The organism is Micromonospora lutea (assembly GCF_016863535.1).
Taxonomy (GTDB): Bacteria; Actinomycetota; Actinomycetes; order Mycobacteriales; family Micromonosporaceae; genus Micromonospora; species Micromonospora lutea.
On the sequence record NZ_BOPB01000005.1, the window covers coordinates 243,306 to 266,877 of the forward strand.

At 69.1% G+C, this 23,572-nt stretch carries 16 protein-coding genes and 1 pseudogene; 15 read left to right on the forward strand and 2 right to left on the reverse strand.

Annotated elements, in window-relative coordinates; all coding sequences use genetic code 11:
- Positions 1 to 110: 110 nt before the first annotated feature.
- Positions 111 to 902 carry an inositol monophosphatase family protein gene (locus Vlu01_RS06395; protein ID WP_203995377.1) on the forward strand — a complete coding sequence of 264 codons (792 nt, stop codon included), beginning with the start codon at positions 111 to 113 and terminating at the stop codon, positions 900 to 902.
- A gap of 28 nt (positions 903 to 930) precedes the next feature.
- On the opposite strand, the pseudogene Vlu01_RS06400 reads toward Vlu01_RS06395, so the two are convergent.
- A pseudogene (locus tag Vlu01_RS06400) lies at positions 931 to 1,394 on the reverse strand (VOC family protein).
- Positions 1,395 to 1,913: 519 nt separating this feature from the next.
- On the opposite strand from Vlu01_RS06400, the gene Vlu01_RS06405 reads away from it, so the two are divergent.
- The 4 genes from Vlu01_RS06405 (at position 1,914) to Vlu01_RS06420 (ending at position 6,957) form a co-directional block, all read left to right on the forward strand.
- On the forward strand, positions 1,914 to 2,981 hold the full coding sequence (locus tag Vlu01_RS06405) for a sugar ABC transporter substrate-binding protein (protein WP_203995378.1): 1,068 nt from the start codon (positions 1,914 to 1,916) through the stop codon (positions 2,979 to 2,981).
- Positions 2,978 to 4,519 carry a sugar ABC transporter ATP-binding protein gene (locus Vlu01_RS06410; protein WP_203995379.1) on the forward strand — a complete coding sequence of 514 codons (1,542 nt, stop codon included), beginning with the start codon at positions 2,978 to 2,980 and terminating at the stop codon, positions 4,517 to 4,519. Before Vlu01_RS06405 ends, Vlu01_RS06410 begins: the two co-directional genes overlap by 4 nt.
- Complete coding sequence (locus tag Vlu01_RS06415; protein WP_203995380.1) at positions 4,512 to 5,555, forward strand: ABC transporter permease; 1,044 nt, start codon at positions 4,512 to 4,514, stop codon at positions 5,553 to 5,555. Before Vlu01_RS06410 ends, Vlu01_RS06415 begins: the two co-directional genes overlap by 8 nt.
- Before the next feature lie 73 nt (positions 5,556 to 5,628).
- Positions 5,629 to 6,957 (forward strand): enolase C-terminal domain-like protein, encoded by a 1,329-nt coding sequence (locus Vlu01_RS06420; protein WP_203995381.1) that lies wholly within the window; start codon positions 5,629 to 5,631, stop codon positions 6,955 to 6,957.
- A 134-nt stretch (positions 6,958 to 7,091) separates the two neighbouring features.
- Here Vlu01_RS06420 and Vlu01_RS06425 read toward each other — a convergent pair whose 3' ends face one another.
- Complete coding sequence (locus Vlu01_RS06425) at positions 7,092 to 7,787, reverse strand: FadR/GntR family transcriptional regulator (protein WP_203995382.1); 696 nt, start codon at positions 7,785 to 7,787, stop codon at positions 7,092 to 7,094.
- A 499-nt stretch (positions 7,788 to 8,286) separates the two neighbouring features.
- On the opposite strand from Vlu01_RS06425, the gene Vlu01_RS06430 reads away from it, so the two are divergent.
- The 10 genes from Vlu01_RS06430 to Vlu01_RS06475 all read left to right on the forward strand — a co-directional run bounded on the left by Vlu01_RS06430 (position 8,287) and on the right by Vlu01_RS06475 (position 23,551).
- A complete protein-coding gene (locus Vlu01_RS06430; protein WP_203995383.1) occupies positions 8,287 to 11,289 on the forward strand; it encodes a glycoside hydrolase family 95 protein in 3,003 nt (1,000 codons plus the stop codon).
- A gap of 400 nt (positions 11,290 to 11,689) precedes the next feature.
- Entirely contained in the window at positions 11,690 to 12,826 is a 1,137-nt protein-coding gene (chvE, locus tag Vlu01_RS06435; protein WP_203995384.1) for a multiple monosaccharide ABC transporter substrate-binding protein, read from the forward strand.
- A gap of 81 nt (positions 12,827 to 12,907) precedes the next feature.
- On the forward strand, positions 12,908 to 14,455 hold the full coding sequence (mmsA, locus tag Vlu01_RS06440) for a multiple monosaccharide ABC transporter ATP-binding protein (protein ID WP_203995385.1): 1,548 nt from the start codon (positions 12,908 to 12,910) through the stop codon (positions 14,453 to 14,455).
- Complete coding sequence (gene mmsB / locus Vlu01_RS06445; protein WP_203995386.1) at positions 14,452 to 15,699, forward strand: multiple monosaccharide ABC transporter permease; 1,248 nt, start codon at positions 14,452 to 14,454, stop codon at positions 15,697 to 15,699. Before mmsA ends, mmsB begins: the two co-directional genes overlap by 4 nt.
- Positions 15,700 to 15,863: 164 nt before the next feature.
- Positions 15,864 to 17,108 carry an ROK family transcriptional regulator gene (locus tag Vlu01_RS06450; protein ID WP_203995387.1) on the forward strand — a complete coding sequence of 415 codons (1,245 nt, stop codon included), beginning with the start codon at positions 15,864 to 15,866 and terminating at the stop codon, positions 17,106 to 17,108.
- 168 nt (positions 17,109 to 17,276) lie between these two features.
- Entirely contained in the window at positions 17,277 to 18,947 is a 1,671-nt protein-coding gene (araB, locus tag Vlu01_RS06455) for a ribulokinase (protein ID WP_203995388.1), read from the forward strand.
- A complete protein-coding gene (locus tag Vlu01_RS06460; protein ID WP_203995389.1) occupies positions 18,944 to 19,636 on the forward strand; it encodes an L-ribulose-5-phosphate 4-epimerase in 693 nt (230 codons plus the stop codon). The genes araB and Vlu01_RS06460 overlap by 4 nt, the downstream gene beginning before the upstream one ends.
- Before the next feature lie 122 nt (positions 19,637 to 19,758).
- Positions 19,759 to 20,760: an ABC transporter substrate-binding protein gene (locus tag Vlu01_RS06465; RefSeq protein WP_373307296.1), complete on the forward strand. Its 1,002-nt coding sequence runs from the start codon at positions 19,759 to 19,761 to the stop codon at positions 20,758 to 20,760.
- Positions 20,761 to 20,942: 182 nt separating this feature from the next.
- Complete coding sequence (locus Vlu01_RS06470; protein WP_203995390.1) at positions 20,943 to 22,484, forward strand: sugar ABC transporter ATP-binding protein; 1,542 nt, start codon at positions 20,943 to 20,945, stop codon at positions 22,482 to 22,484.
- Positions 22,481 to 23,551 (forward strand): ABC transporter permease, encoded by a 1,071-nt coding sequence (locus Vlu01_RS06475; protein WP_203995392.1) that lies wholly within the window; start codon positions 22,481 to 22,483, stop codon positions 23,549 to 23,551. The genes Vlu01_RS06470 and Vlu01_RS06475 overlap by 4 nt, the downstream gene beginning before the upstream one ends.
- Positions 23,552 to 23,572 lie beyond the last annotated feature (21 nt).

Sequence of the window (23,572 nt, forward strand, 5' to 3'; positions counted from 1 at the left end):
CGTACGGCGTGGCCACGATCCCGCTCGGTCAGGGTCAGCGTCGGCCTCGGCGGACCCGTTCGCGCAGGAGACCTTCTGCTTGTCGGCCTTCGTTGGACAAAGGAGCGGGGATGTCGATCAGTGACCGGGACCTGGCCATCAACGCGGCGGAGGCCGGTGCGGCGGTGGTACGTGCCCACTACGGAACATCGGTGGTTCGTTTCGCGAAGTCGGCCGGGGACTTCGCCACAACCGCCGACGTCGAGGCGGAAGAGGCCATCCTCGCCGTCCTGCGGGCCGCCCGTCCCGACGACCCCGTGCTCGCGGAGGAGAGCGGTCGCACCGGAACCGGCGGGAGCGAACGCCTCTGGTTGGTCGACCCGCTGTGCGGGACGCTGAACTTCGCCGTACGCACCATGCTGGTCTCGGTCAACGTGGCCTTGCGGGTCGGAACGCGGGTTGTGGTGGCGGCCTCGGCGGACCCGTTCGCGCAGGAGACCTTCTGGACCGACGGCGTCGAAGCCGGCGTGCGGAGCGCCGGCGTCGATCAGCGGCTCGTTCCATCGGCCGAATCGAGGTTGGTGGACGTCAATCTCGATCCACCGTTTCCCAACAGGTCGGTGTTCCGGACCGCCCGGCTGCTCGCCCACGAGAGGTTCGGCGAGCGGTTCCGGCCGCGGGTCGTCTCGACCACGCTCGCGGTGGCGTGGGTCGCGGCCGGGCGGCGCGCGGCGTACGTGACCGACGGTCAGCTCCGCGACAACGTGCACTTCGCGGCGGGCATCGCGCTCTGCGAAGCAGCCGGTTGCGTGGTGACCGGAATCGACGGCCGGCCGTGGCGCAGCAGCGTGGGCGGGCTCGTCGCGGCGGCCGACGCGCGTACGCACGCCGATCTGCTGGCGCTCATCGCGGAGCAGGGGTAGCCCGGACGGGACCGGGACGTCGCTCCCGTCAGTCGAGGCAGAACTCGTTGCCCTCGGGGTCGGTCAACACGATGAAGCCCGCTTCGAGTGGCGGCGCGGGCTCGACCCGACGCAACTGCGTGGCGCCCAACGCGACCAGCCGATCACACTCGGCCTGCAGCGCGGTCATCCGCGCTCCGCTCCGGTGAGCCCGGGGGCAGCCCGCACGTCGAGGTGCACCCGGTTCTTGACGACCTTGTCCTCCGGCACCTGCTGGAAGAACAGCCGTGGACCGTGCCCCTCCGGGTCTTCAATGGCCGCCCTGGTGTTGCGCTGCTCGGGCGGTACGCCGATCCCGGCGAGGAAGTCGTCCCACGCGGCCAGCGGGTCGGCACCCTCGGGAAGGTCGACTCCGGGTGGGCCGGGGTGGACGTAGCCCAGTGCCTCCCGCCAGAACGTCGACAACGCCGTGGGGTCGTGGGCGTCGAAGGTGACCTGGATGTGGCGGCTCATCACATTGCTCCAATCGCTCCTGCGTCCGGGGACCACCCTGCCAGCCAGGTCTGACAGGTTGGCCGGTGCGGTGCCGACGAGCGACCTCGGCGCCCTCCTGATCGTCGGAGACGACGCTAGCATTCTCAACCTTATCGATGTTAACGTGCGCAGGCGATGCTCCCGCACTTGGCACGGCGGCAGCAGGCACCTTGATGTGATCGTCAACATTCAGGACCCGAGGGCTCGCGGGCGGTCATCCGCCGCGCCACGCGGCCGTTCCGGTGGTGTGTGTCGGCCGACGGTGAGCGTCGCGGTAGTTGTGGGAAGCCTCGCCCGCTGGGCGCGATCCATCTGATGTCTGGATCCCTCCGAGTCATCGTTCTGTCGGCTTCGTATCTTCACACCCGATTCATGGGCGTTGACGTTGCGCGGCGGAAACCTCTAACGTCTGATGTCTAAGCACGTGAGTTCCACCACTCCGCCACCGCGTTTCTTGGAGGGATCGCCATGTCCCGTCCCGGATATGGAGGAACGACCATGAAAAATAGGGCACTACTGAGGCTGAGCCTGACGTTGATCCTCGGCGCTGCGGCCACCGTCGCGGCCGGTTGCGGTGAGGGCGCGGCCGACGGAACCGGATCGGGCGGCTCCCCGGTCATCGGGGTGGACTATCCCCGCTCCGACACGGACTTCTGGAACTCCTACATCAGATACGTCCCGCAGTTCGCCGACGACCTGGGCGTCGAGGTCAAGACGACGAACTCGCAGAACGACATCGCCAACCTCATCTCGAACACCCAGACCTTCATCAGTCAGGGCGTCAAGGGTGTGGTGATGGCGCCACAGGACACCGCCGCGATCGCACCGACGCTGTCCCAACTGGACAGCAAGAAGATCCCGGTGGTCACCATCGACACCCGGCCGGACACCGGCAACGTGTTCATGGTCGTCCGGGCCGACAACCGCGCCTACGGCACGAAGGCGTGCCGGTTCCTCGGCACCAAGCTCGGTGGCAACGGCAAGGTCGTCATGCTCCAGGGCGGCCTGGACTCGATCAACGGTCGGGACCGCACCGAGGCGTTCAACGAGTGCATGCAGAAGGAGTTCCCCGGCATCACCGTCTTCGGCGAGGCCACCGACTGGAAGGCGGACGTGGCGGCGTCGAAGCTGCAGACCCGGTTTGCCTCCGACCCGGACATCAAGGGCATCTACATGCAGTCGTCATTCGCCCTGTCGGGGACCCTCCAGATCCTCAAGCAGCGGGGTCTCCAGGTGCCGCCGAGCGACCCCAAGCACGTCTTCGTGGTCTCCAACGACGGCATCCCCGAGGAGCTGAAGAACATCGGCGCCGGGCTGATCGACGCCACCGTCAGCCAGCCCGCCGACCTCTACGCCAGGTACGGCCTGGAGTACGTGCAGGCGGCGGTCGAGGGCAAGACGTTCCAGCCGGGCCCGACCGAGCACGGCAGCACCATCATCCAGGTGCGCGACGGCCTGCTGGAGGACCAACTGCCGGCACCGCTGGTGACGGCGGACGGTGCGCCGATCGCGGGTGAGCCCACCCTGAAGTTCGACGACGCTTCCTTGTGGGGCAACAACGCATGAGCGTCATCCCGCAAGGGCCGACCGACGGGCTGGCCGGTGCCGACCAGCCCGTCGTCGAGGCCGTGCACATCACCAAACGGTTCGGCTCGACGGTGGCGCTGGCCGACGCGGGGATCGTGGTCCGTCGTGGCGAGACCCACGCCCTGGTCGGGCGCAACGGCGCTGGCAAGTCCACGCTGGTCAGCATCCTCACCGGGTTGCAGGCGGCCGACAACGGCGCGGTGGCCTTCGACGGACGTCCGGCACCGCCCTTGGGCGACCGGGACGGCTGGCGCAGGCGGGTGGCGTGCGTCTACCAGAAATCCACGATCATCGGCGCGCTCACCGTCGCGGAGAACCTGTTCCTCAACCGGCACGCCCGCAGCCGGGCCGGGTTCATCTGCTGGTCGCGGCTGCGACGTGAGGCGGAGCAACTGCTGGCGGCGTGGTCGGTGGAGGTCGACGTACGCCAGCCCGCGTCGACTCTCTCCGTCGAGCAGCGGCAGTTCGTCGAGATCGCCCGGGCGCTCTCCTTCGGCGCCCGGTTCATCATTCTCGACGAACCGACCGCCCAGCTCGACGGCGCCGGCATCAACCGCCTGTTCCAGCGGATCCGGGAGCTGCGGGCGCAGGGCGTGACCTTCCTGTTCATCAGTCATCACCTGCAGGAGATCTACGAGATCTGCGACCAGGTGACGGTCTTCCGCGATGCCCGACACATCGTCACCGCCCCGGTGGCGCAGCTGAGCCGATCGGCGTTGGTCGCCGCGATGACGGGTGAGGACGTGACCTTGCCCGAGGCCGATCATCGGCGGCTGACCGTCGACGCGCCGGTGCTGCTGTCCGTTCGTGACCTGGTCACCGTCTCCGGTGCCGAGCTCTCCTTCGAGGCTCGGGCGGGCGAGGTGGTGGGCATCGCGGGCGGCGGTGGCAGCGGCAAGGTCGAGGCCGCCGAGGCGATCGTCGGCCTGGCCCGGCGGGCGGGCGGGACGGTCGTCGTCGATGGTCGGACGTTGCGTCCCGGCAGCGTGCCGGACGCTCTCGACGCTGGTGTCGGGCTGGTGCCGCAGGACCGGCACCGCGAAGGGCTGGTTCCGCTGCTGTCCATCGCCGAGAACGTCACCATGACCGTCCCGCGTCGGATCGGTCGGCGCGGACTCATCTCGCCCGCCCGGCGTGATGCCCTGGCCCGGGACACCATCGCCGATCTGGCGATCAAGGCGGCCGGGCCGCAGGTGCCGGTCTCCGACCTCTCTGGCGGCAACCAGCAGAAGGTGGTCATGGGTCGGGCACTGGCCAGTGATCCGAAGGTGCTGGTCCTGATCACCCCGACGGCCGGGGTGGACGTGCGCTCCAAGCAGACGCTGCTCGGTGTGGTCGAGGAGGTACGCCGTCGCGGCACCAGCGTGCTGGTCGTCTCGGACGAACTCGACGACCTGCGGATCTGTGATCGCGTACTGGTGATGTTCCAGGGACGGGTCGTCCGCGAGATGCCCCACGGCTGGAGCGACAACGACCTGGTAGCCGCGATGGAAGGGGTGGACCTCCACCATGTCTGAGACGCTCTCCACCAGCGCGCGGCCAACCGCCACGCCGCCACCACCTCCACCGGGCGCCTCGTCGCGCAGCCTGGCCATCGCGCGACTCCGTGACCTGGCGTTGGTACCGGCGATCATCGCGGTCGCGATCGTCGGGTCGATCGTCAGCCCGGTCTTCCTCAGCACCGACAACATCATCAACGTGCTGCAGAGCATGTCGGAGATCGCGATCGTGGTCCTCGCCCAGACCATCGTGCTGATCACCGGCAAGATGGACCTGTCGCTGGAGTCCACCTTCGGCCTCGCACCGGGTATCGCGGCCTGGCTGGTCGTGGACCCGGCGTTGACCCGGGGCCTCGGACTCGACCTGCTACCGGACGCCTGGGCGGTCCCGGTGGTGCTGCTCGTCGGCGCTCTCGTGGGTGCCTTCAACGGCCTGCTCATCGTCCGTTTCGGCCTCAACGGCTTCATCGTCACGTTGGGCATGCTGATCGTCCTGCGCGGTCTGCTCACCGGCATCTCTGGTGGCCAGACCTTCTTCATGCTGCCCGAGTCGATGACCTATCTCGGTTCCGCCACCTGGGCCGGCGTGCCGGCCTCGATCTGGCTGTCACTGCTGCTGTTCGCCGTCGGGATCGTCGTCCTCGGCTACACCCGCGCAGGTCGGGCGCTGTACGCGATCGGCGGCAACGCCGACGCCGCCCGTGCGGCGGGTATCCGCACCGACCGGGTGCTCTGGATGGCCCTCATCGTGGCCAGTGTGCTCGCGGCCCTCGCCGGCCTGCTGATCAGCGGTCGGCTCGCGGCGGTGCCGTCGGCCCAGGGCAGCGGTGCGATCTTCCAGGTCTTCGCGGCGGCGGTGATCGGTGGCGTCAGCCTCAACGGCGGCAGGGGCAGCGTCTTCGGCGCCTTCACCGGCGTCCTGCTGCTCTTCATGATCATCAACGTGTTGACCCTGGCCGGGGTGCCCGCGCAGTGGACGAACTTCCTCAACGGCACCGTCATCCTGGTGGCCCTCGTGGTCTCCCGTATCACCGGAGGTAAGGCGCAGACGTGAGGCGGCCCGCCCGCCGGCCGGCCCTCATTGCGAGGCAGGCAACCAGGCCCACCTGTTCGACCTCCCAGGAGTTGTGGTGACTGAGCGCATCTCGTCCGTAGAAACCATCGACGTACGGTTCCCCACGTCCCGGCACCGCGACGGGTCGGACGCGATGAACCCGTTCCCCGACTACTCCGCCGCGTACGTCATCGTGCGGACATCGGCCGGCGCCGAGGGACACGGGCTGGTCTTCACCGTGGGTCGTGGCACCGACCTCCAGGTGGCGGCGGTGCGGGCGCTCGCTCCGATGGTGGTCGGCCTGCGGGTCGACGACCTGGTCGCCGACCCGGGGGCGCTGGCCCGTCGGCTCGTCGGTGACAGCCAGATCCGTTGGCTCGGGCCGGAGAAGGGGGTCGTGCACATGGCCGCCGGTGGTCTGGTCAACGCGGTGTGGGATCTCGCGGCCCGGCGGGCCGGCAAGCCGTTGTGGAAGCTGCTCGCCGACCTCACCCCGGAACAGTTGGTCGCCCAGGTCGACTTCCGTTACCTGCGCGACGCCCTCACCGAGGACGAGGCGGTGGCGTTGGTGCGGGCCGCCGAGGCGGGACGGGGTGAACGCGAGCGGCGGCTCCGGGCCGAGGGCTACCCGGCGTACACCACCACCCCGGGCTGGTTGGGCTACGACGACGAGAAGCTGGCCCGACTCTGCCGGGAAGCGGTGGCGGCGGGCTACCGGCTGATCAAGCTCAAGGTGGGCGGCAACCTGGCCGACGACGTACGCCGGATGGGCATCGCCCGGCAGGTGGTCGGCCCGGACATCCGGATCGCGGTCGACGCGAACCAGATCTGGGGCGTGCCGGAGGCGATCCGCTGGATGCGGGAACTGGCCGAGTTCGACCCGTACTGGATCGAGGAGCCGACCTCGCCGGACGACGTGCTCGGGCACGGCGCCGTACGCAAGGCACTCGCTCCGGTCAAGGTGGCCACCGGCGAGCACGTGCACAACGCGGTGATGTTCAAGCAGTTGCTCCAGGCCGACGCCGTCGACGTGGTGCAGATCGACGCCTGCCGCGTCGCCGGGGTCAACGAGAACCTGGCGATCCTGCTGCTCGCGGCGAAGTTCGAGGTGCCGGTCTGCCCGCACGCCGGGGGAGTGGGGCTCTGCGAGCTGGTGCAGCACCTGGCCATGTTCGACTTCGTCGCCCTCAGCGGCAGCACCGACGACCGGGCCATCGAGTACGTCGACCACCTGCATGAGCACTTCGTCGACCCGGTACGCATCAGCGGCGGCCGGTACCGGGTGCCCGAAGCGCCCGGTATGAGCGCGCAGATCCTGCCCGACTCGTTGGCGCAGTACCGCTTCCCCGACGGCCCGGCATGGGCGGACGCCCCGGTGATGGCGGGAGCGCCGACGACATGACCGCCGACGTCATTCGGTTCGGATCGTCTGACGTTTGGCTCCGGCTGGACGGTTGCGCCTGGTCGGTTCGGGCGGTGCGCGGCGCTCCGGTGGCCGGCCTCCGCCACAGCCGCACCCGCCGGGCCCGTCGGCGGCTATCCGCCCGCCGACTTGGCGGCGAGCACCGTACGCAGCCACGCCTCGGAGGTGTTGACGTGCAGCAGGGCGCTGGCCTGTGCCAGCAACTGATCCCGGGCACGCAGGGCCAGGTAGATCGTGTGATGCTCCTCGATCGTCTGGTGCGCCGCGTTGCCCTCTATCAACCCGCGCCACACCCGGGCCCGCAGCGTACGACCGGAGAGTCCGTCGAGCAGCGAGGTGAGGGTCTCGTTGCCGGTGGTGGCGATGACGGTGTGGTGGAAGGCGGTGTCGAACTGGATGAGCTTCTCGGCGTCGTCGGCCGCCGCCCGCATGTCCTCCAGGATCTGACCCAGCTCGTCGAGGTCGGCGTCAGTCATCCGCAACGCCGCCAGACCGGTCGCCATCGGCTCCAGCATCCGACGTACCTCCATGACCTCCAGGAGCGTGTCGTCGCGCAGCAGTTCCACCGCGACGCCGAGCCCCTGCAGCAGCAGGCGGGGGGCGAGGCTCGTCACGTACGTCCCGTCGCCGCGCCGCACGTCGAGTACCCGGGCCGATTCGAGCACCTTGACCGCTTCCCGGACTCCGCTGCGCGACAGTCCCATCTGGGCGGCCAGCTGTGGCTCCGGTGGCAGCCGCGTCCCAGGGGGCAGCTCACCGCTCTGGATCATGCTCCGGATCTTCGCGATCGCGTCGTCGGTCAGTGCCATCCACGCCCCCTCTGGACCGGTCAGCCGCACGCCACCGACGTGAACCCGGTGCCCGCGGTCTGCACCGGCGGCCCTCACCACTATAGAGACATCGGACGTTTGCCGGCGATGCCGGTCAGGTCCCGGTGCCCGGCCGTCGGGGCTCGTCGCACCACGGACGGGAGCGCCGTGACGCATCGACACTGAGGTCGGTCTCGCCGATGACATCTGATGAATAGCGTTCCTAGATCGCACCTCGCCCGACGTGTGATCCGGTCCGATCGGACCGCCCCGCGGGTCGGGCATCATGCTGCCCGAAATCATAAAACCGCTGCTGAACCAGGGTTTGCGCGGGGGCCTTGGTGGATTGTGGAGCGATGGATCGGTGGTACTGATCGACCATTGCCTATCGAGTTGCGCGGCGGTAACATTCGCGAAACACCTCAGATGTCTGGCCGTTCTGGGCCTGCCGGCGATCAGTGAGGCTTCGCCTGGCCGGACGGTCACGGTTGGAGGATCGATGTCAGACCTGACTCGACGGCAGGCCCTCAAGATCGGCGTGGCGGGTGCGGGTGGCGCCCTGCTACCGGTGCCGTGGACCGCCGTGGCCCGAGCGGATTCCTCGGCACCGCCGCAGGTGCTGGCCGCCGGTGACCTGGCGCTCTGGTACGACGAGCCGGCCGGCACCGACTGGCTGCGGGCGCTGCCGATCGGCAACGGCCGGCTCGGCGCCATGGTCTTCGGCAATACCGACACGGAGCGGTTACAGCTCAACGAGGACACCGTCTGGGCCGGTGGACCGCACGAACCGAGCAACCCGCGTGGTCTGGGGGCCCTGGCCGAGATCAGGCGGCTCGTGTTCGCGAACCAGTGGACCCAGGCGCAGAACCTGATCAACCAGAACATGCTCGGCAACCCGGTCGGACAGTTGGCGTACCAGACCGTCGGTAACCTCCGGCTGGCCTTTCCGACCTCCGGTGGCGTGTCTGGGTACGACCGGCAGTTGGACCTGACCACCGCGACCACCACCGTGACGTACGTGATGAACGGCGTGCGGTACCAGCGGGAGACCTTCGCCAGCGCGCCAGACCAGGTCATCGCGATGCGGCTGACCGCCGACCGGACCGGATCAATCACCTTCACCGCCACGTTCGACAGCCCGCAGCGGAACTCTGTCTCCAGCCCGGACGCCACCACGATCGCCCTCGACGGCGTCTCCGGCAACCAGGAGGGTGTCAACGGCGCGGTGCGTTTCCTGGCGCTGGCCAACGCCACCGTCAGCGGCGGCAGCGTGAGCAGCTCCGGTGGCACGTTGCGGGTCACCGGCGCCACCAGTGTGACCCTGCTGATCTCGATCGGCTCCAGCTACGTCAACTACCGCAACGTCGGCGGCGACTACCAGGGCATCGCGCGCCGGCACCTCACCGCAGCCCGGGCCAGCAGCTACGACCAACTGCGCAGCCGGCACGTCGCCGACTACCAGGCGCTGTTCGGGCGGGTCACCCTCGACCTGGGGCGTACCTCCGCCGCCGACCAGCCGACCGACGTCCGGATCGCCCAGCACAACAGCGTCAACGACCCGCAGTTCGCCGCGCTGCTGTTCCAGTTCGGTCGGTACCTCCTGATCTCGTCGTCCCGGCCGGGCACCCAGCCGGCCAATCTCCAGGGCATCTGGAACGATTCGCTGACCCCGGCCTGGGACTCGAAGTACACCATCAACGCCAACCTGCCGATGAACTACTGGCCGGCCAACACCACCAACCTGTCCGAGTGCCACGCGCCGGTCTTCGACATGATCAGAGACCTCGCGGTGGCGGGGGCCCGCACCGCCCAGGTCCAGTACGGCGCCGGTGGCTGGGTCACCCACCACAACACCGACGCCTGGCGAGCCACCTCCGTGGTCGACGGCGCGTTCTGGGGCATGTGGCAGACCGGCGGCGCCTGGCTGGCCACCCTGATCTGGGACCACTACCTGTTCACCGGGGACATCGAGTTCCTCCGGGCGAACTACCCGGCGATGAAGGGCGCGGCGCAGTTCTTCCTCGACACTCTGGTGACCGAGCCGAGCCTCGGCTACCTGGTGACCAACCCGTCGAACTCGCCGGAGATCGGCCACCACGCCGACGCCAGCGTGTGCGCGGGGCCGACGATGGACAACCAGATCCTGCGCGACCTCTTCGACGGATGCGCCCGAGCGAGCGAGGTCCTCAACACCGACGCCACCTTCCGGGCACAGGTCCGGGCCACCCGGGACCGGCTCGCGCCGAACCGCATCGGGTCGCGCGGCAACATCATGGAGTGGCTCTACGACTGGGTCGAGACCGAGCGCAACCACCGCCACGTCTCGCACCTGTACGGGTTGGCGCCCAGTAACCAGATCACCCGCCGGGGCACCCCGGCGCTGTTCGAGGCGGCCCGGCGCACCCTGCAGATCCGGGGCGACGACGGCACCGGCTGGTCACTCGCCTGGAAAATCAACTTCTGGGCCCGGATGGAGGAGGGCAACCGGGCCCACGATCTGATCCGCTACCTCGCCACCCCGGCCCGGCTCGCACCGAACATGTTCGACCTGCATCCGCCGTTCCAGATCGACGGCAACTTCGGCGCCACCGCCGGCATCGCCGAGATGCTGCTGCACAGCCACGTCGGCGAGTTGCACATCCTGCCGGCCCTGCCGGCGGCCTGGCCGAACGGGCAGGTCAGCGGCCTGCGCGGCCGGGGCGGTCACACCGTCGGCATCACCTGGCGCAACGGTCAGGCCACCGAGATCCTCGTCCGGCCGGACCGGTCCGGCACCGTCCGGCTGCGGGGCCGCATGTTCGCCGGCGACCACACCGTGGTCGACGCCGCCGACGGCACCGCACCCCGGACCACGAAGATCGAGAGCGACCTGATCGAGGTCACCGTCGCGGCCGGGCGCACCTACCGGGCCACCGGGTCCGGCAGCGCGCCGACCGCGCCGCCGCTGGAGCAGAGCTTCACCAACGTCAGCACCACCAACGACAACAACACCGGGGCCGGGAACTTCGACGGCAACGGCGCCACCCTCTCCGCCCAGGCCCTGGCCCAGGCCGGGGTCACCCCGGGCAGCACGTTGAGCCGCAACGGGGTCACCTTCCGCTGGCCCAACGTCGCCCCGGGCGGTGCCGACAACGCCATCGCCTCCGGCCAGTCGATCGGTCTGACCGGCACCGGCCGTACGCTCGGCTTCCTCGCGACCGGCACCTACGGGGCCGTGTCGGGCACCGGTGCCGTGGTCTACGCCGACGGCACCCGGCAGACGTTCACGCTCAGCACCCCCGACTGGTACGGCGGACCACACTCCGGTGGCACGGCCGCGGTGGTGATGGCGTACCAGAACCGGCCCGGCAACCAGCGGCAGAACACCGCCGCCTGCGTCTACTACGTCGGGGTGGCCCTGCAGAACAAGCCGGTGAACCGGGTGGAACTGCCCAACATCAGCGCACGTCCGGCGGCCAACGTGCCGACCATGCACGTCTTCGCGATCGCGATCGGCGGCTGACGGTCGAGGGCGGTCCCTACATCACCGCCGACAGATCCAGCGGACCGTCCTGACGGGCCCGCCGGCCACGACATCCCTGTCGTGACCGGCGGGCCCGCTCCAAGCGGGCGAGGGTCGGCGCGGGCGGTGGTCGACCCGGGGTGGCCGCCGGCCCCGAGCTGCCGTATTCTCGGACGTCGATAATGTCGCCGGGTCGGCTCGCGCGGACCCCGTGGCCAGGTCGCGGGATCGCTGGCTTGACCTGCGGCGATGTGGCTGCTGGACGGGGTCGGGTGTTCGTTACGAGACCGTGACCGCAGTATTTCGAACCAGGTGTTGACCACAGCATTGTGAGCGCTAACACTTGGGCCCCAAGTGCGACCCGCGCAGCCGGTTCGACGGCGCGAGTTCCAGATTGGGGATGCCAGTGAACAGAAAGATCCTGGCCGCTCTCGGTAGCGCCGTCCTGGCGCTGAGCATGGCGGCCTGTAGCGGTGAGGGCGCCGGCAGCGGCGGAAACGACGGCGACAAGCCGGCCGACCTGACCATCGGTGTCTCGATGCCGACCCAGACCTCCGAGCGGTGGATCGCCGACGGCAACTCGGTCAAGGAGAAGCTCGAAGCCAAGGGCTACAAGGTCGACCTCCAGTATGCCGGCGACGACATCCCCACCCAGTCCCAGCAGGTCGACCAGATGATCACTCGGGGCGCCGACGTGCTCATCATCGCGGCGATCGACGGCACGGCGCTGAGCGGGCAGTTGCAGGCGGCGGCCGACGCAAAGATCCCGGTCATCGCCTACGACCGGCTCATCCGGGACAGCCCGAACGTCGACTTCTACGTCAGCTTCGACAACTTCAAGGTCGGTGTCGCGCAGGCGACCGCCTTGCTGGTCGGTCTCGGCGTGCAGACCAAGGACGGCGCGAAGGGCGAGGCGAAGGGTCCGTTCAACGTCGAGTTGTTCGCCGGATCCCTCGACGACAACAATGCCCACTTCTTCTTCAACGGCGCCATGGAAACCCTGAAGCCGTTCATCGACGACGGAACCCTCAAGGTGAAGTCCGGGCAGACTGCGATCGACAAGGTGGCGATCCTGCGGTGGCAGCAGGAGGGCGCGCAGAAGCGGATGGAGGACCTGTTGACCTCCAGCTACAACGACGGCACCAAGGTCGATGGCGTCCTGTCGCCGTACGACGGCCTGTCGCGGGGCATCATCACCGCACTGCAGAACGCCGGCTACCGTGGCGCCGAGTTCCCGGTGGTGACCGGGCAGGATGCCGAGATCGCCTCGGTCAAGCTGATCGACGACGGGGTGCAGAGCTCCACCATCTTCAAGGACACCCGCCTGCTGGCCGAGCAGGCCGTCATCGCCGGTGAGGCGTTCCTGACCGACAAGACCCCGCAGGCCAACGACACCGAGACGTACAACAACGGTGTCAAGGTCGTCCCGTCGTACCTGCTGCCGGTCCAGACGGTGTACAAGGACGACATCAAGCCGGTCCTGATCGACTCGGGCTACTTCACCGCCGAGGAGGTCGCCGCCGGCCAGGCCGGCTGACGGCGCTGCCGGGCTCGGTGGCGCGACCCGCCACCGGGCCCGGCGTCACCCCTGCCACCCACGACGATCTGGAGGCTCAGGATGGTGCGTACGGACGACAACATCCTCGAGATGCGTCGCATCACCAAGACCTTCCCTGGCGTGGCGGCGCTCCAGGACGTCACCCTCGCCGTACGCCGCGGGGAGATCCACGCCATCTGCGGCGAGAACGGTGCCGGCAAGTCCACCCTGATGAAGGTGCTGTCGGGTGTCTACCCGTCCGGCAGTTACGACGGCGAGATCCTGCTCGACGGCGAACCGGTGCACTTCAGGGGCATCCGGGACAGCGAGAGCCGGGGCATCGTCATCATCCACCAGGAACTCGCCCTGGTGCCGTACCTGTCGATCGCCGAGAACATCTTCCTCGGCAACGAGCAGCGCGGAACCGGCGGGCTGATCGACTGGAACCGCACCAACGCCGAAGCGGCGAAGCTGCTCGCCTCGGTGGGGCTGGCCGAGAACCCGGTGACCCCCGTGGTGCAACTCGGCGTCGGCAAGCAGCAACTGGTGGAGATCGCCAAGGCCATCTCCAAGAAGGTCCGGCTGCTCATCCTCGACGAGCCGACCGCCGCGCTCAACGACGTCGACTCGGCCCACCTGCTCGACCTGATGCGACGCCTGCGCGACGAGGGCATCACCTGCATCATGATCTCGCACAAGCTCAACGAGATCACCTCGATCGCCGACTCCACCACCGTGCTGCGTGACGGGCGGACGGTGGAGCGACTGGAGATGGCCGCCGGTGAGGTGACCCAGGAACGGATCATCCGGGGCATGGTCGGCCGCGACCTGAACAGCTTCTACCCCGACCGGGTGTCCACCCCGGGGGAGGAGGTGCTGCGCATCGAGAACTGGTCGGTGCGGCACCCGACCCAGGACCGGATGGTCGTCGACGGCGCGAGCCTGAACGTGCGCGCCGGCGAGGTGGTCGGTATCGCCGGGCTGATGGGTGCCGGGCGCACCGAACTGGCGATGAGCGTCTTCGGCCGCTCCTACGGTCGGGACATCACCGGCCGGTTGTTCGTGCACGGCCGCGAGGTCAGGGCGCGCACCGTGGCGGAGGCCATCCGGCACGGCATCGCGTACGCGACGGAGGACCGCAAGCGCTTCGGGCTGAATCTCATCGAGGACATCCGGCGCAACATCTCGGCGGCCGGGCTGCGCCGGCTCGCCCGGCTGGGCTGGGTGCACGACAACGAGGAGATCAAGGTCGCCGAGGCCAGCCGGCGCGACATGAACATCAAGGCGCCGAGCGTGATGTCGGTCGTCGGCAAGCTCTCCGGCGGCAACCAGCAGAAGGTCGTCCTGTCGAAGTGGCTGTTCACCGATCCGGACGTGCTGATCCTGGACGAGCCGACCCGGGGCATCGACGTCGGGGCGAAGTTCGAGATCTACACGATCATCAACCGGTTGGTGGCCGCCGGCAAGGCCGTCATCATCATCTCCTCCGAACTGCCGGAGCTGCTCGGCATGTGCGACCGCATCTACACGTTGTCGGCGGGACGCATCACCGGCCAGGTGCCGGTCGCTGAGGCGACCCAGGAGAAGCTCATGGAACTCATGGCGAAGGACAAGGAAAGCGTCGGATGACCAGCACCAGGCCCTCCTCGGTGGAGAAGAAGCCGGCCGAGAGCGCTACCGCTGCCGCACTGCACGTCGGCACCAGCGACCCCCGTACGCTGATCATGAACAATCTGCGACAGAGCGGCATCTTCGTCGCCCTCGTCGTCATCGTCGCCCTGTTCGCGTTCCTGACCGACGGTCTCTCGCTGAGCCCGGGCAACATCACCAACATCGTCCTGCAGTACTCCTACATCCTGGTGCTCGCCATCGGCATGGTCATCGTGATCATCGGCGGGCACATCGACCTCTCGGTCGGTTCGGTGGTGGCGCTGACCGGAGCGGTCGCCGCCGTGGTCGTCGTCCGGCATGGACAACCGTGGTGGGTCGGCGTGCTGGCCGCCCTGGTGGTGGGGCTCGCGGTCGGTGCCTGGCACGGCTTCTGGGTGGCGTACGTCGGCATCCCGGCCTTCATCGTGACCCTCGCCGGCATGCTGCTGTTCCGCGGCCTGACCCTGCGGGTGCTGGACAACGTCTCGCTGTCGCCGTTCCCGGCCGAGTACAACAAGATCGCCGCCGGGTTCCTCAACGGTCTGATCGGTGGTGACGGCTATGACGCCTTCACCCTGCTCATCGGCGGCATCGCGGTGGCCGGCTACGTGGTGAGCTGCTTCCGCACCCGGGCGGCCCGGGTCCGTTATCAGCAGCCGGTCGAGTCGTTCGCGCTGTTCGTCGCCCGGATGGCGCTGGTCGGCGCCGTGGTGATGTGGTTCGCCTGGCAACTGGCCCACGCGCGTGGCCTGCCGATCGTGCTGATCATCCTGGCCGCCCTGGTGCTCGTCTACGGGCTGCTCACCCGGCGTACGGTCTTCGGCCGGCAGGTCTACGCGATCGGCGGCAATCTCTCCGCGGCGATGTTGTCGGGGGTGAAGGTCCGTACCGTCAACTTCTGGATCTTCGTCAACATGGGCTTCCTGTCCGCGATCGCCGGCATCATCTTCTCCTCACGTTCCAACGGCGCGCAGCCCGCGGCGGGCAACATGTTCGAACTCGACGCGATCGCCGCGGCGTTCATCGGCGGTGCGGCGGTCACCGGCGGCGTCGGTACCGTCGTCGGCGCGATGGTGGGCGGGCTCATCATGGCGGTGATGAGCAACGGAATGCAGTTGATGGGCGTGGACCAGTCGTTGCAGTCGGTGGTCAAGGGCCTCGTGCTGCTGGTCGCCGTGGCCTTCGACGTCTACAACAAGCGCCGCGCCGGCGCGAGCCGCTGAACGACCGCCGGAATCCTCGCACCGCCGGGTGACCCCCGCCCCGGGGTCGCCCGGCGGTCTCCGGCCGGGCGGGGCGCACCGGCCCGCGCTTGACGTCGCGCCACGATCTGGAAACACTCCCTCGGGTCAGCTCCGCGTCGCACGAAACAGACCCGGAGGTCGGATTGGTCCAGGAGCAGAGCCGCCGGCACAACGCCGGCACGCTGCTGCGGCACGTGCATGTCGACGGCCCGCTGTCCCGGGCCGAACTGGGCGAGCGGATGGGCCTGAACCGCAGCACCATCATGGCGCTGACCACCGAGCTGAGCCGGGTCGGCCTCGTCCGCGAGGAGTCGCCCGTGGACACCGGCCGTGCCGGCCGGCCGTCGCTGATGGTCCGGCCGGCGTCCGACCGGTGCTACGTGCTGGCCTTCGACGTCGCCGTGGACCGGTTGGTCGCCGCCCGCGTCGGGCTGGGCGGGACGATCCTGGACCGGCGGGAGGCGGTACGTCCGCGCGCCGGGCCGGACCTGCACGACGTGGTCATGGTCCTCGCCCGCTTCGGTCGTCAGCTGCACCGGGCGGCACCCTCCGGCGCGAGGTGCGTCGGCGTGGGTGCCTCGTACTGCGGCATGATCCGGCCGGGCGACGGAATGGTGCGGTACGGGCCCGACCTGGGCTGGGTCGACCAGGCGTTCGGCGACGAACTCGGCCGCCGGCTCGGCCTCGGCCTGCCGGTGGCGGTGGGCAACGAGGCCCACCTCGGTGCCCAGGCGGAACAGCGGCGCGGCGCGGGGGTCGGCCTCGACAACCTCATCTACCTGCACGGTGACGTCGGCGTCGGCGGCGGCATCATCGTCGGTGGGCGGCTGTTGGGCGGCGACGGCGGTTACGGCTGCGAGTTGGGGCACATGGTGGTCAACCCGTACGACGGTCGGCCCTGTGGTTGCGGCTCACACGGATGCCTGGAGGCGGAGGTCGGTGAGCGCGCCCTGCTCGACGCCGCCGGGCGGCCCGCCGAGCTGTTCGGACGCGACGCCGTCCGGTCGGTGGCCGACGACGCCGACCGTGGGGACCCGGCGGCGCGGGAGGCGCTGCGTCGGGTCGGTGACTGGCTCGGCATCGGGGTGGCGAACCTGATCAACCTCTTCAACCCGGGCGTGGTGGTCTTCGGCGGGATGCTGTGCGACCTGTATCCAGGTGCCGCCGCGCAGGTGCGTGGTCGCATCGCCCGCAACGTGCTGCCGGTGGCCCGGGAGTCGGTACGCCTGCGCACCGCCGCTCTCGGGGACGACGCCACCCTGGTCGGCGCGGCGGAACTCGGCTTCGCCCGGCTGCTCGACGATCCGTTGGCGGTGTGGCCGGACCCTGCTCCGCCGGACGCCGGCGTGCCTTCGTCCGCGCCGCCGGCACCGCGTCTGCCGGCCTGAACACGGCGCTGCGGTGCCGGAAGTGAGGGCTATCTGGCGGCCCGGGGTAGCCGACCGGCGGGTAAGCCTGCGACCATGCAGTCCGTTACGGAGCTGTTGCCGGGAGGTGTCTTGACGACATCGGATGTGAGCGTTAACACTGAGGTCCGTCATCGGCCGGAGGTGAAGATGAGCGGTGTGGCAGCGGGCGACAAGTACGTCGTCGGCGTCGACTACGGCACCCTTTCGGGGCGGGCCCTGGTGGTCCGGGTCCGCGACGGTGCCGAGCTGGGAACCGCGGTGCACGAGTACCGCAACGCGGTGATCAGCTCAGCGTTGCCGGACGGAGGCACGCCGCTGCCGCCGGACTGGGCGTTGCAGGACCCGGAGGACTACCGCGAGGTGCTGCGCCAGGCCGTACCGGCGGCCGTGGCCGCCGCCGGGATCGACCCGAGCGACGTCGTCGGCATCGGCATCGACTTCACCGCCTGCACCGTGCTGCCGACGCTGGCCGACGGTACGCCGTTGTGCGAGCTGCCGGAGCTGCGCCAGCGGCCGCACGCCTGGGTGAAGCTCTGGAAGCACCACGCCGCCCAGCCGCACGCCGACCGGATCAACGCACTGGCCCACGAACGTGCGGAACCCTGGATCGGCCGCTACGGCGGCAAGATCTCCGCCGAGTGGCAGTTCGCCAAGGGCCTGCAGATCCTGGAGGAGGACCCCGAGGTCTACCACCGGGCCGAGCGGTTCATCGAGGCGGCGGACTGGATCGTCTGGCAGTTGTGCGGCGTCGAGACCCGCAACGTCTGCACCGCCGGCTACAAGGGCATCCACCAGGACGGCAGCTACCCGTCGGTGGACTACCTCACCGCGCTCAACCCCGATTTCGGGGACTTCGTGGCCAAGTTGGACGGTCCGCTGATGCCGCTCGCCGGCAGGGCCGGTGGCCTCACCACCTCCGCTGCGGCCTGGACCGGGTTGCCCGAGGGGATCGCCGTCGCGGTCGGCAACGTCGACGCCCACGTGACCGCGGCCGCCGCCCAGGCGCTCGACCCGGGTCGGCTGGTGGCGATCATGGGCACGTCGACCTGCCACGTGGTCAACGGCACCCATCCCGCCGAGGTGGCCGGGATGTGCGGCGTGGTCGACGGCGGCATCAGCTCCGGGGCATGGGGCTACGAGGCCGGCCAGAGCGGCGTAGGCGACATCTTCGGCTGGTTCGTCAAGCACGCCGCCCCCGCCGGGCTCGACTCGCACGAGCGGCTCACCGAACTGGCCGCCGCGCAGCCCGTCGGCGCGCACGGCCTGATCGCGCTCGACTGGTGGAACGGCAACCGGTCGCTGCTGGTCAACCACGACCTCAGTGGCCTGATCGTCGGGTTGACCCTGGCCACCCGTCCGGAGGATGTCTACCGGGCTCTGCTGGAAGCGACGGCGTACGGCACCAGGATGATCATCGAGGCGTTCGTCGAGGCCGGTGTGCCGGTCGACGACCTGGTGGTCGCCGGCGGCCTCACCTCGAACAAGCTGCTGATGCAGATCTACGCCGACGTCACCAACCGACCGTTGGGGATCATCGGCTCCGCACAGGGCCCGGCGCTCGGCTCGGCGATCCACGCCGCCGTTGCCGCCGGCGCCCACCCGTCGATCCACGCGGCGTCACAGGCGATGGGTCGGGTCGCGGCAGCGGTCTACCAGCCGGACCCGGACCGGGTACGCGCGTACGACGCCCTCTACGCCGAGTACCGGGCGTTGCACGACCACTTCGGTCGCGGCGCCAACGACGTGATGCTGCGCCTGCGGGCGATCCGCAACGCGGCGGTGGAGTCGACGACGTCGCCACAGGAGGTGTTCGCATGAACGTCGACGTGACCCGACAGATCAGCGAGCTGCGTGAGAGCGTGGCCCGGCTGCACGGGGAACTGACCCGGTACGGCCTGGTCGCCTGGACGGCCGGCAACGTCTCCGCACGGGTCCCGGGCCATGACCTCATGGTGATCAAGCCGAGCGGCGTCGACTACGACGACCTGTCGGCCGACAACATGGTGCTCTGCGACCTCGACGGTACGCCGGTCGAGGGAGAGCTGTCGCCGTCGAGCGACACCGCAGCGCACGCCTACGTCTACCGCGCCATGCCCGAGGTGGGCGGCGTCGTGCACACCCACAGCACGTACGCCACCGCCTGGGCGGCACGGGGCGAGTCGATCCCGTGCCATCTGACCGCGCAGGCGGACGAGTTCGGCGGTGAGATCCCGGTGGGCCCGTTCGCCCTGATCGGCGGCGACGACATCGGCAAGGGGATCGTCAGCACTCTCACCGGGCACCGCTCGCCCGCGGTGCTGATGCGCAACCACGGCGTCTTCACCATCGGGCGTGACGCCCGAGCCGCGGTCAAGGCCGCGGTGATGTGTGAGGACGTCGCCCGAACCGCGCACCTGGCGCGCGCGCTCGGGCAACCGGTGCCGATGGCGCAGGCCGACATCGACGCCCTCTACGACCGCTACCAGAACGTCTACGGCCAACGTTCGTCGACCCCGGCGAATTCCTGACCGGTCCTGGCCAACCAGGGCGCTGGCACCAACCGACGCACATGATCCGCACCACCAGCGCTGGCCGCTTCGGCACCTCCGCGGCCGGCGTGAACAACCGCACCCCCACCCGAGGAGATCCGATGAGGAACATGCGAATCCCCATGGCGCGTCGGCGCGCCATGGCGGTCGTCGCCGCCGTGCTGCTCGCCGGCGGCGTGGCGGCCTGCGGCAACAGCGACACCGGCGGCGACGGCGGCGACGACGGCAAGCTCGTCCTGGGCTTCTCCCAGGTCGGCGCGGAGAGTGGCTGGCGCACGGCCAACACCAACTCCATCAAGGAGGCGGCGGCCGAGGCTGGCATCGAGCTGAAGTTCGACGACGCGCAGCAGAAGCAGGAAAACCAGATCAAGGCGATCCGCAACTACATCCAGCAGAAGGTCGACGTGATCGCCTTCTCGCCGGTGGTGGAGTCCGGCTGGGACACCGTGCTCAAGGAGGCCAAGGACGCCGGCATCCCGGTCATCCTGACCGACCGCGCCGTGGACTCCGCCGACAAGTCGCTCTACAAGACCTTCCTCGGCTCGGACTTCGTCAAGGAAGGCCGGCTCTCCGGCGAGTGGCTGGTGGAGAACAAGAAGGACGCGACCGGCGACGTGAACATCGTCGAGTTGCAGGGCACCACCGGCTCGGCGCCGGCCAACGACCGGAAGAAGGGCTTCGCCGAGGCGATCGCCGCCGACCCCAAGTTGAAGGTGATCGCCTCCCAGTCCGGCGACTTCACCCGGGCGGGCGGCAAGCAGGTGATGGAGCAGTTCCTGAAGGCCCACCCGAAGATCGACGTGCTCTTCGCGCACAACGACGACATGGGTCTGGGCGCGCTGGAGGCGATCACCGCTGAAGGCAAGGTGCCCGGCAAGGACATCACCATCATCACCATCGACGCGGTCAAGGACGGCATGCAGGCCCTGGCCGACGGCAAGTTCAACTTCATCGCGGAGTGCAGCCCGCTGCTCGGCCCACAGCTGATGGACCTGGCCAAGAAGGTGCACGCCGGCGAGGAGGTGCCGCCGCGGATCGAGACCGAGGAGACCACCTTCACGCAGGAGCAGGCCAAGGAGGCCCTGCCCAACCGCAAGTACTGATGACGCACGGGGCCGCGCCACCAGCGGGCGGCCCCACCGCGTCGCCCATTCCCGACGGACGGGCTGGGCGTCTGGCCCGACATCCCGTGCCACGCCGCCCGACCGGCCGGTAGGCCGGTCGGGCGGCGTGCCGGGGTAATTGGCCCTTCCGCATCGATGAAAATTAGAAGAGGATCGATGGGATGACGGATAGTCGTCCGGTCCTGACGATGACCGGGATCAGCAAGTCCTTTCCCGGGGTGCGCGCACTCCACAACGTCGACTTCCGGCTCTTTCCCGGCGAGGTGCACGCCCTGATGGGCGAGAACGGCGCTGGCAAGTCGACTCTGATCAAGGTGTTGACGGGCGTCTACGGCATCGACGAGGGCAGCGTCACCCTCGACGGCGAGCAGGTGGCCTTCAACGGACCGATGCAGGCCGCCGCGGCCGGGGTCAGCACGGTCTACCAGGAGGTCAACCTCTGCCCGAACCTGTCCGTGGCGGAGAACATCTTCATCGGCCGGGAGCCGCGCCGTTTCGGTGCCGTCCGTTGGGGTGAGGTCCGGCGGCGGGCACGGCAGCTGCTGGCCCGCCTGGACCTCGACATCGACGTCACCGCGCCGGTGGCGAGTTTCTCGCTGGCCGTGCAGCAGATGGTCGCCATCGCCCGGGCGATCGACGTGCAGGCCCGGGTGCTGATCCTCGACGAACCGACGTCCAGCCTGGACGCCGGTGAGGTCGCGCAACTGTTCCGGATCATGCGCCAACTGCGGGACGAGGGCATCGCCATCCTCTTCGTGACCCACTTCCTCGACCAGGTCTATGGCATCGCCGACCGGATCACCGTGCTGCGTAACGGCACGCTCGTGGGGGAGTACCCGACCGCCGAACTGCCGCAGCTGGCGTTGGTGGAGAAGATGATCGGCAAGGAGCTCGACGTTCTCGAACGAATCGAGGAGCAGCCCCGACCGGAGTTGACGGCCATCGAGGGCGGTACCCCGTTCGTCGAGGTGTCGCAGCTCGGTCGCAAGGGTGCGGTCGCCCCGTTCAGCCTGACCATCCACGCCGGTGAGGTGGTCGGCCTGGCCGGTTTGCTCGGCTCCGGGCGTACCGAGGTGGCGCGGTTGTTGTTCGGCGCGGACCGGGCCGACCGCGGCGAGGTCGAGGTGAACGGCGCCCGAGCGGGCCTGCGTAACCCGGTGCAGGCCATCGACCACGGCATCGGCTTCTGTTCCGAGAACCGCCGCGCGGAGGGGATCATCGCCGACCTGTCGGTCCGGGAGAACATGATCCTGGCCATGCAGGCCGCACGGGGCTGGCTGCGTCCGATCCCGCGTCGCCGCCAGGACGAACTGGTCGACCGGTACATCAAGGCGTTGAGTATCCGGCCGGCCAACCCGGACATGCCGGTACGCAACCTCTCGGGCGGCAACCAGCAGAAGGTCCTGCTGGCCCGCTGGCTGATCACCGAGCCACGGCTGCTCATCCTCGACGAGCCGACCCGGGGCATCGACATCGGCGCGAAGGCCGAGATCCAGAAGCTGGTGGTGCAGCTCTCCGACGGCGGCATGGCGGTGCTGTTCATCTCCGCCGAACTGGAGGAGGTGCTGCGCCTGAGCCACAAGATCGCGGTGATGCGCGACCGGGAGATGGTCGCCCATCTCCACAACGACGACACCGTTGACGCGGACCGCGTCATGCAGACCATCGCCAGCGGCACCGTGCGTAAGGAGGCGAGCCGATGAGCGACGCCGGGAACCGCTTCCGGACCCTGCTCGGTCACCGGCTGTTCTGGCCGATCGCCGTGCTCGTGGTCATGTTGGCGGCCAACACCATCTACCGTCCAGGGTTCCTGGCCGTGGAAATCAACAACGGGCACCTGTACGGCACTCCGATCGACATCCTGCGGCTGAGCGCTCCGCTGATCCTGGTGGGGCTGGGCATGACCCTGGTCATCTCCACCGGCGGCATCGACCTGTCGGTCGGCTCGCTCTGCGCGATCAGCGGTGCCATCGCCTGCCTCTACATCAGTCGGGCGCCCGATCAGAACAATCTCGTCACCGTGTTCACCGCGCTCGCGATGGCGCTCGGGGTGGCGCTGGTGCTCGGCGCCTGGAACGGCGTCCTGGTCTCCGTCATCGGCATCCAACCGATCATCGCCACGCTGATTCTGATGGTGGCCGGCCGAGGCCTGGCCCAGCTGATCGCCGAGGGTCAGATCATCACCATCAACTCCGGTCCGTACCGGGCGATCGGGCTGGGACACCTGTTGACCCTGCCCCTGGCAATCTTCATCGCGTTGGCCGCGGCGCTGCTCGTCGCGGCATTCACCCGCCGCACCGCGCTCGGCATGATCGTCGAGTCGGTGGGTGGCAACCGGGAGGCCAGCCGGTTGGCGGGCATCCGTTCCGGTCGGGTCGTCTTCCTCGTCTACGTCGTGAGCGCCGCCTGCGCCGCGATCGCCGGGTTCATGATGACCGCCAACGTCTCCAGCGCCGACGGCAACAACACCGGCCTGTGGGTGGAACTCGACGCGATCCTCGCGGTCGTCATCGGTGGCACCTCGCTCGCCGGTGGCCGGTTCTACCTCAGCGGCACGATCATCGGCGCGCTGATCATTCAGACCCTCACCACCACGGTGTACGCCATGAACATCTCACCGCAGACGGCGCTGCTGTTCAAGGCGGTCGTCGTCATTGCCGTCTGCCTCATCCAGGCGCCGGCCTTCCGGGCCAAGTTCCGCCGTCGGCGGCACGGGGCCCCACCACCGCAGTCGACACCGCAGCGGCAGAAGGAGCAGGTGCCGGCATGAGCGAGCGGCAGCGAGCGAATA

Coding starts and splice junctions, on each gene's coding strand:
- Vlu01_RS06395 (WP_203995377.1), top strand. CDS start 111: ATGTCGATCAGTGACCGGGACCTGGCCATCAACGCGGCGGAGGCCGGT.
- Vlu01_RS06405 (WP_203995378.1), top strand. CDS start 1,914: ATGAAAAATAGGGCACTACTGAGGCTGAGCCTGACGTTGATCCTCGGC.
- Vlu01_RS06410 (WP_203995379.1), top strand. CDS start 2,978: ATGAGCGTCATCCCGCAAGGGCCGACCGACGGGCTGGCCGGTGCCGAC.
- Vlu01_RS06415 (WP_203995380.1), top strand. CDS start 4,512: ATGTCTGAGACGCTCTCCACCAGCGCGCGGCCAACCGCCACGCCGCCA.
- Vlu01_RS06425 (WP_203995382.1), bottom strand. CDS start 7,787: ATGGCACTGACCGACGACGCGATCGCGAAGATCCGGAGCATGATCCAG.
- Vlu01_RS06430 (WP_203995383.1), top strand. CDS start 8,287: ATGTCAGACCTGACTCGACGGCAGGCCCTCAAGATCGGCGTGGCGGGT.
- chvE (WP_203995384.1), top strand. CDS start 11,690: ATGCCAGTGAACAGAAAGATCCTGGCCGCTCTCGGTAGCGCCGTCCTG.
- mmsA (WP_203995385.1), top strand. CDS start 12,908: ATGGTGCGTACGGACGACAACATCCTCGAGATGCGTCGCATCACCAAG.
- mmsB (WP_203995386.1), top strand. CDS start 14,452: ATGACCAGCACCAGGCCCTCCTCGGTGGAGAAGAAGCCGGCCGAGAGC.
- araB (WP_203995388.1), top strand. CDS start 17,277: ATGAGCGGTGTGGCAGCGGGCGACAAGTACGTCGTCGGCGTCGACTAC.
- Vlu01_RS06460 (WP_203995389.1), top strand. CDS start 18,944: ATGAACGTCGACGTGACCCGACAGATCAGCGAGCTGCGTGAGAGCGTG.
- Vlu01_RS06465 (WP_373307296.1), top strand. CDS start 19,759: ATGAGGAACATGCGAATCCCCATGGCGCGTCGGCGCGCCATGGCGGTC.
- Vlu01_RS06470 (WP_203995390.1), top strand. CDS start 20,943: ATGACGGATAGTCGTCCGGTCCTGACGATGACCGGGATCAGCAAGTCC.
- Vlu01_RS06475 (WP_203995392.1), top strand. CDS start 22,481: ATGAGCGACGCCGGGAACCGCTTCCGGACCCTGCTCGGTCACCGGCTG.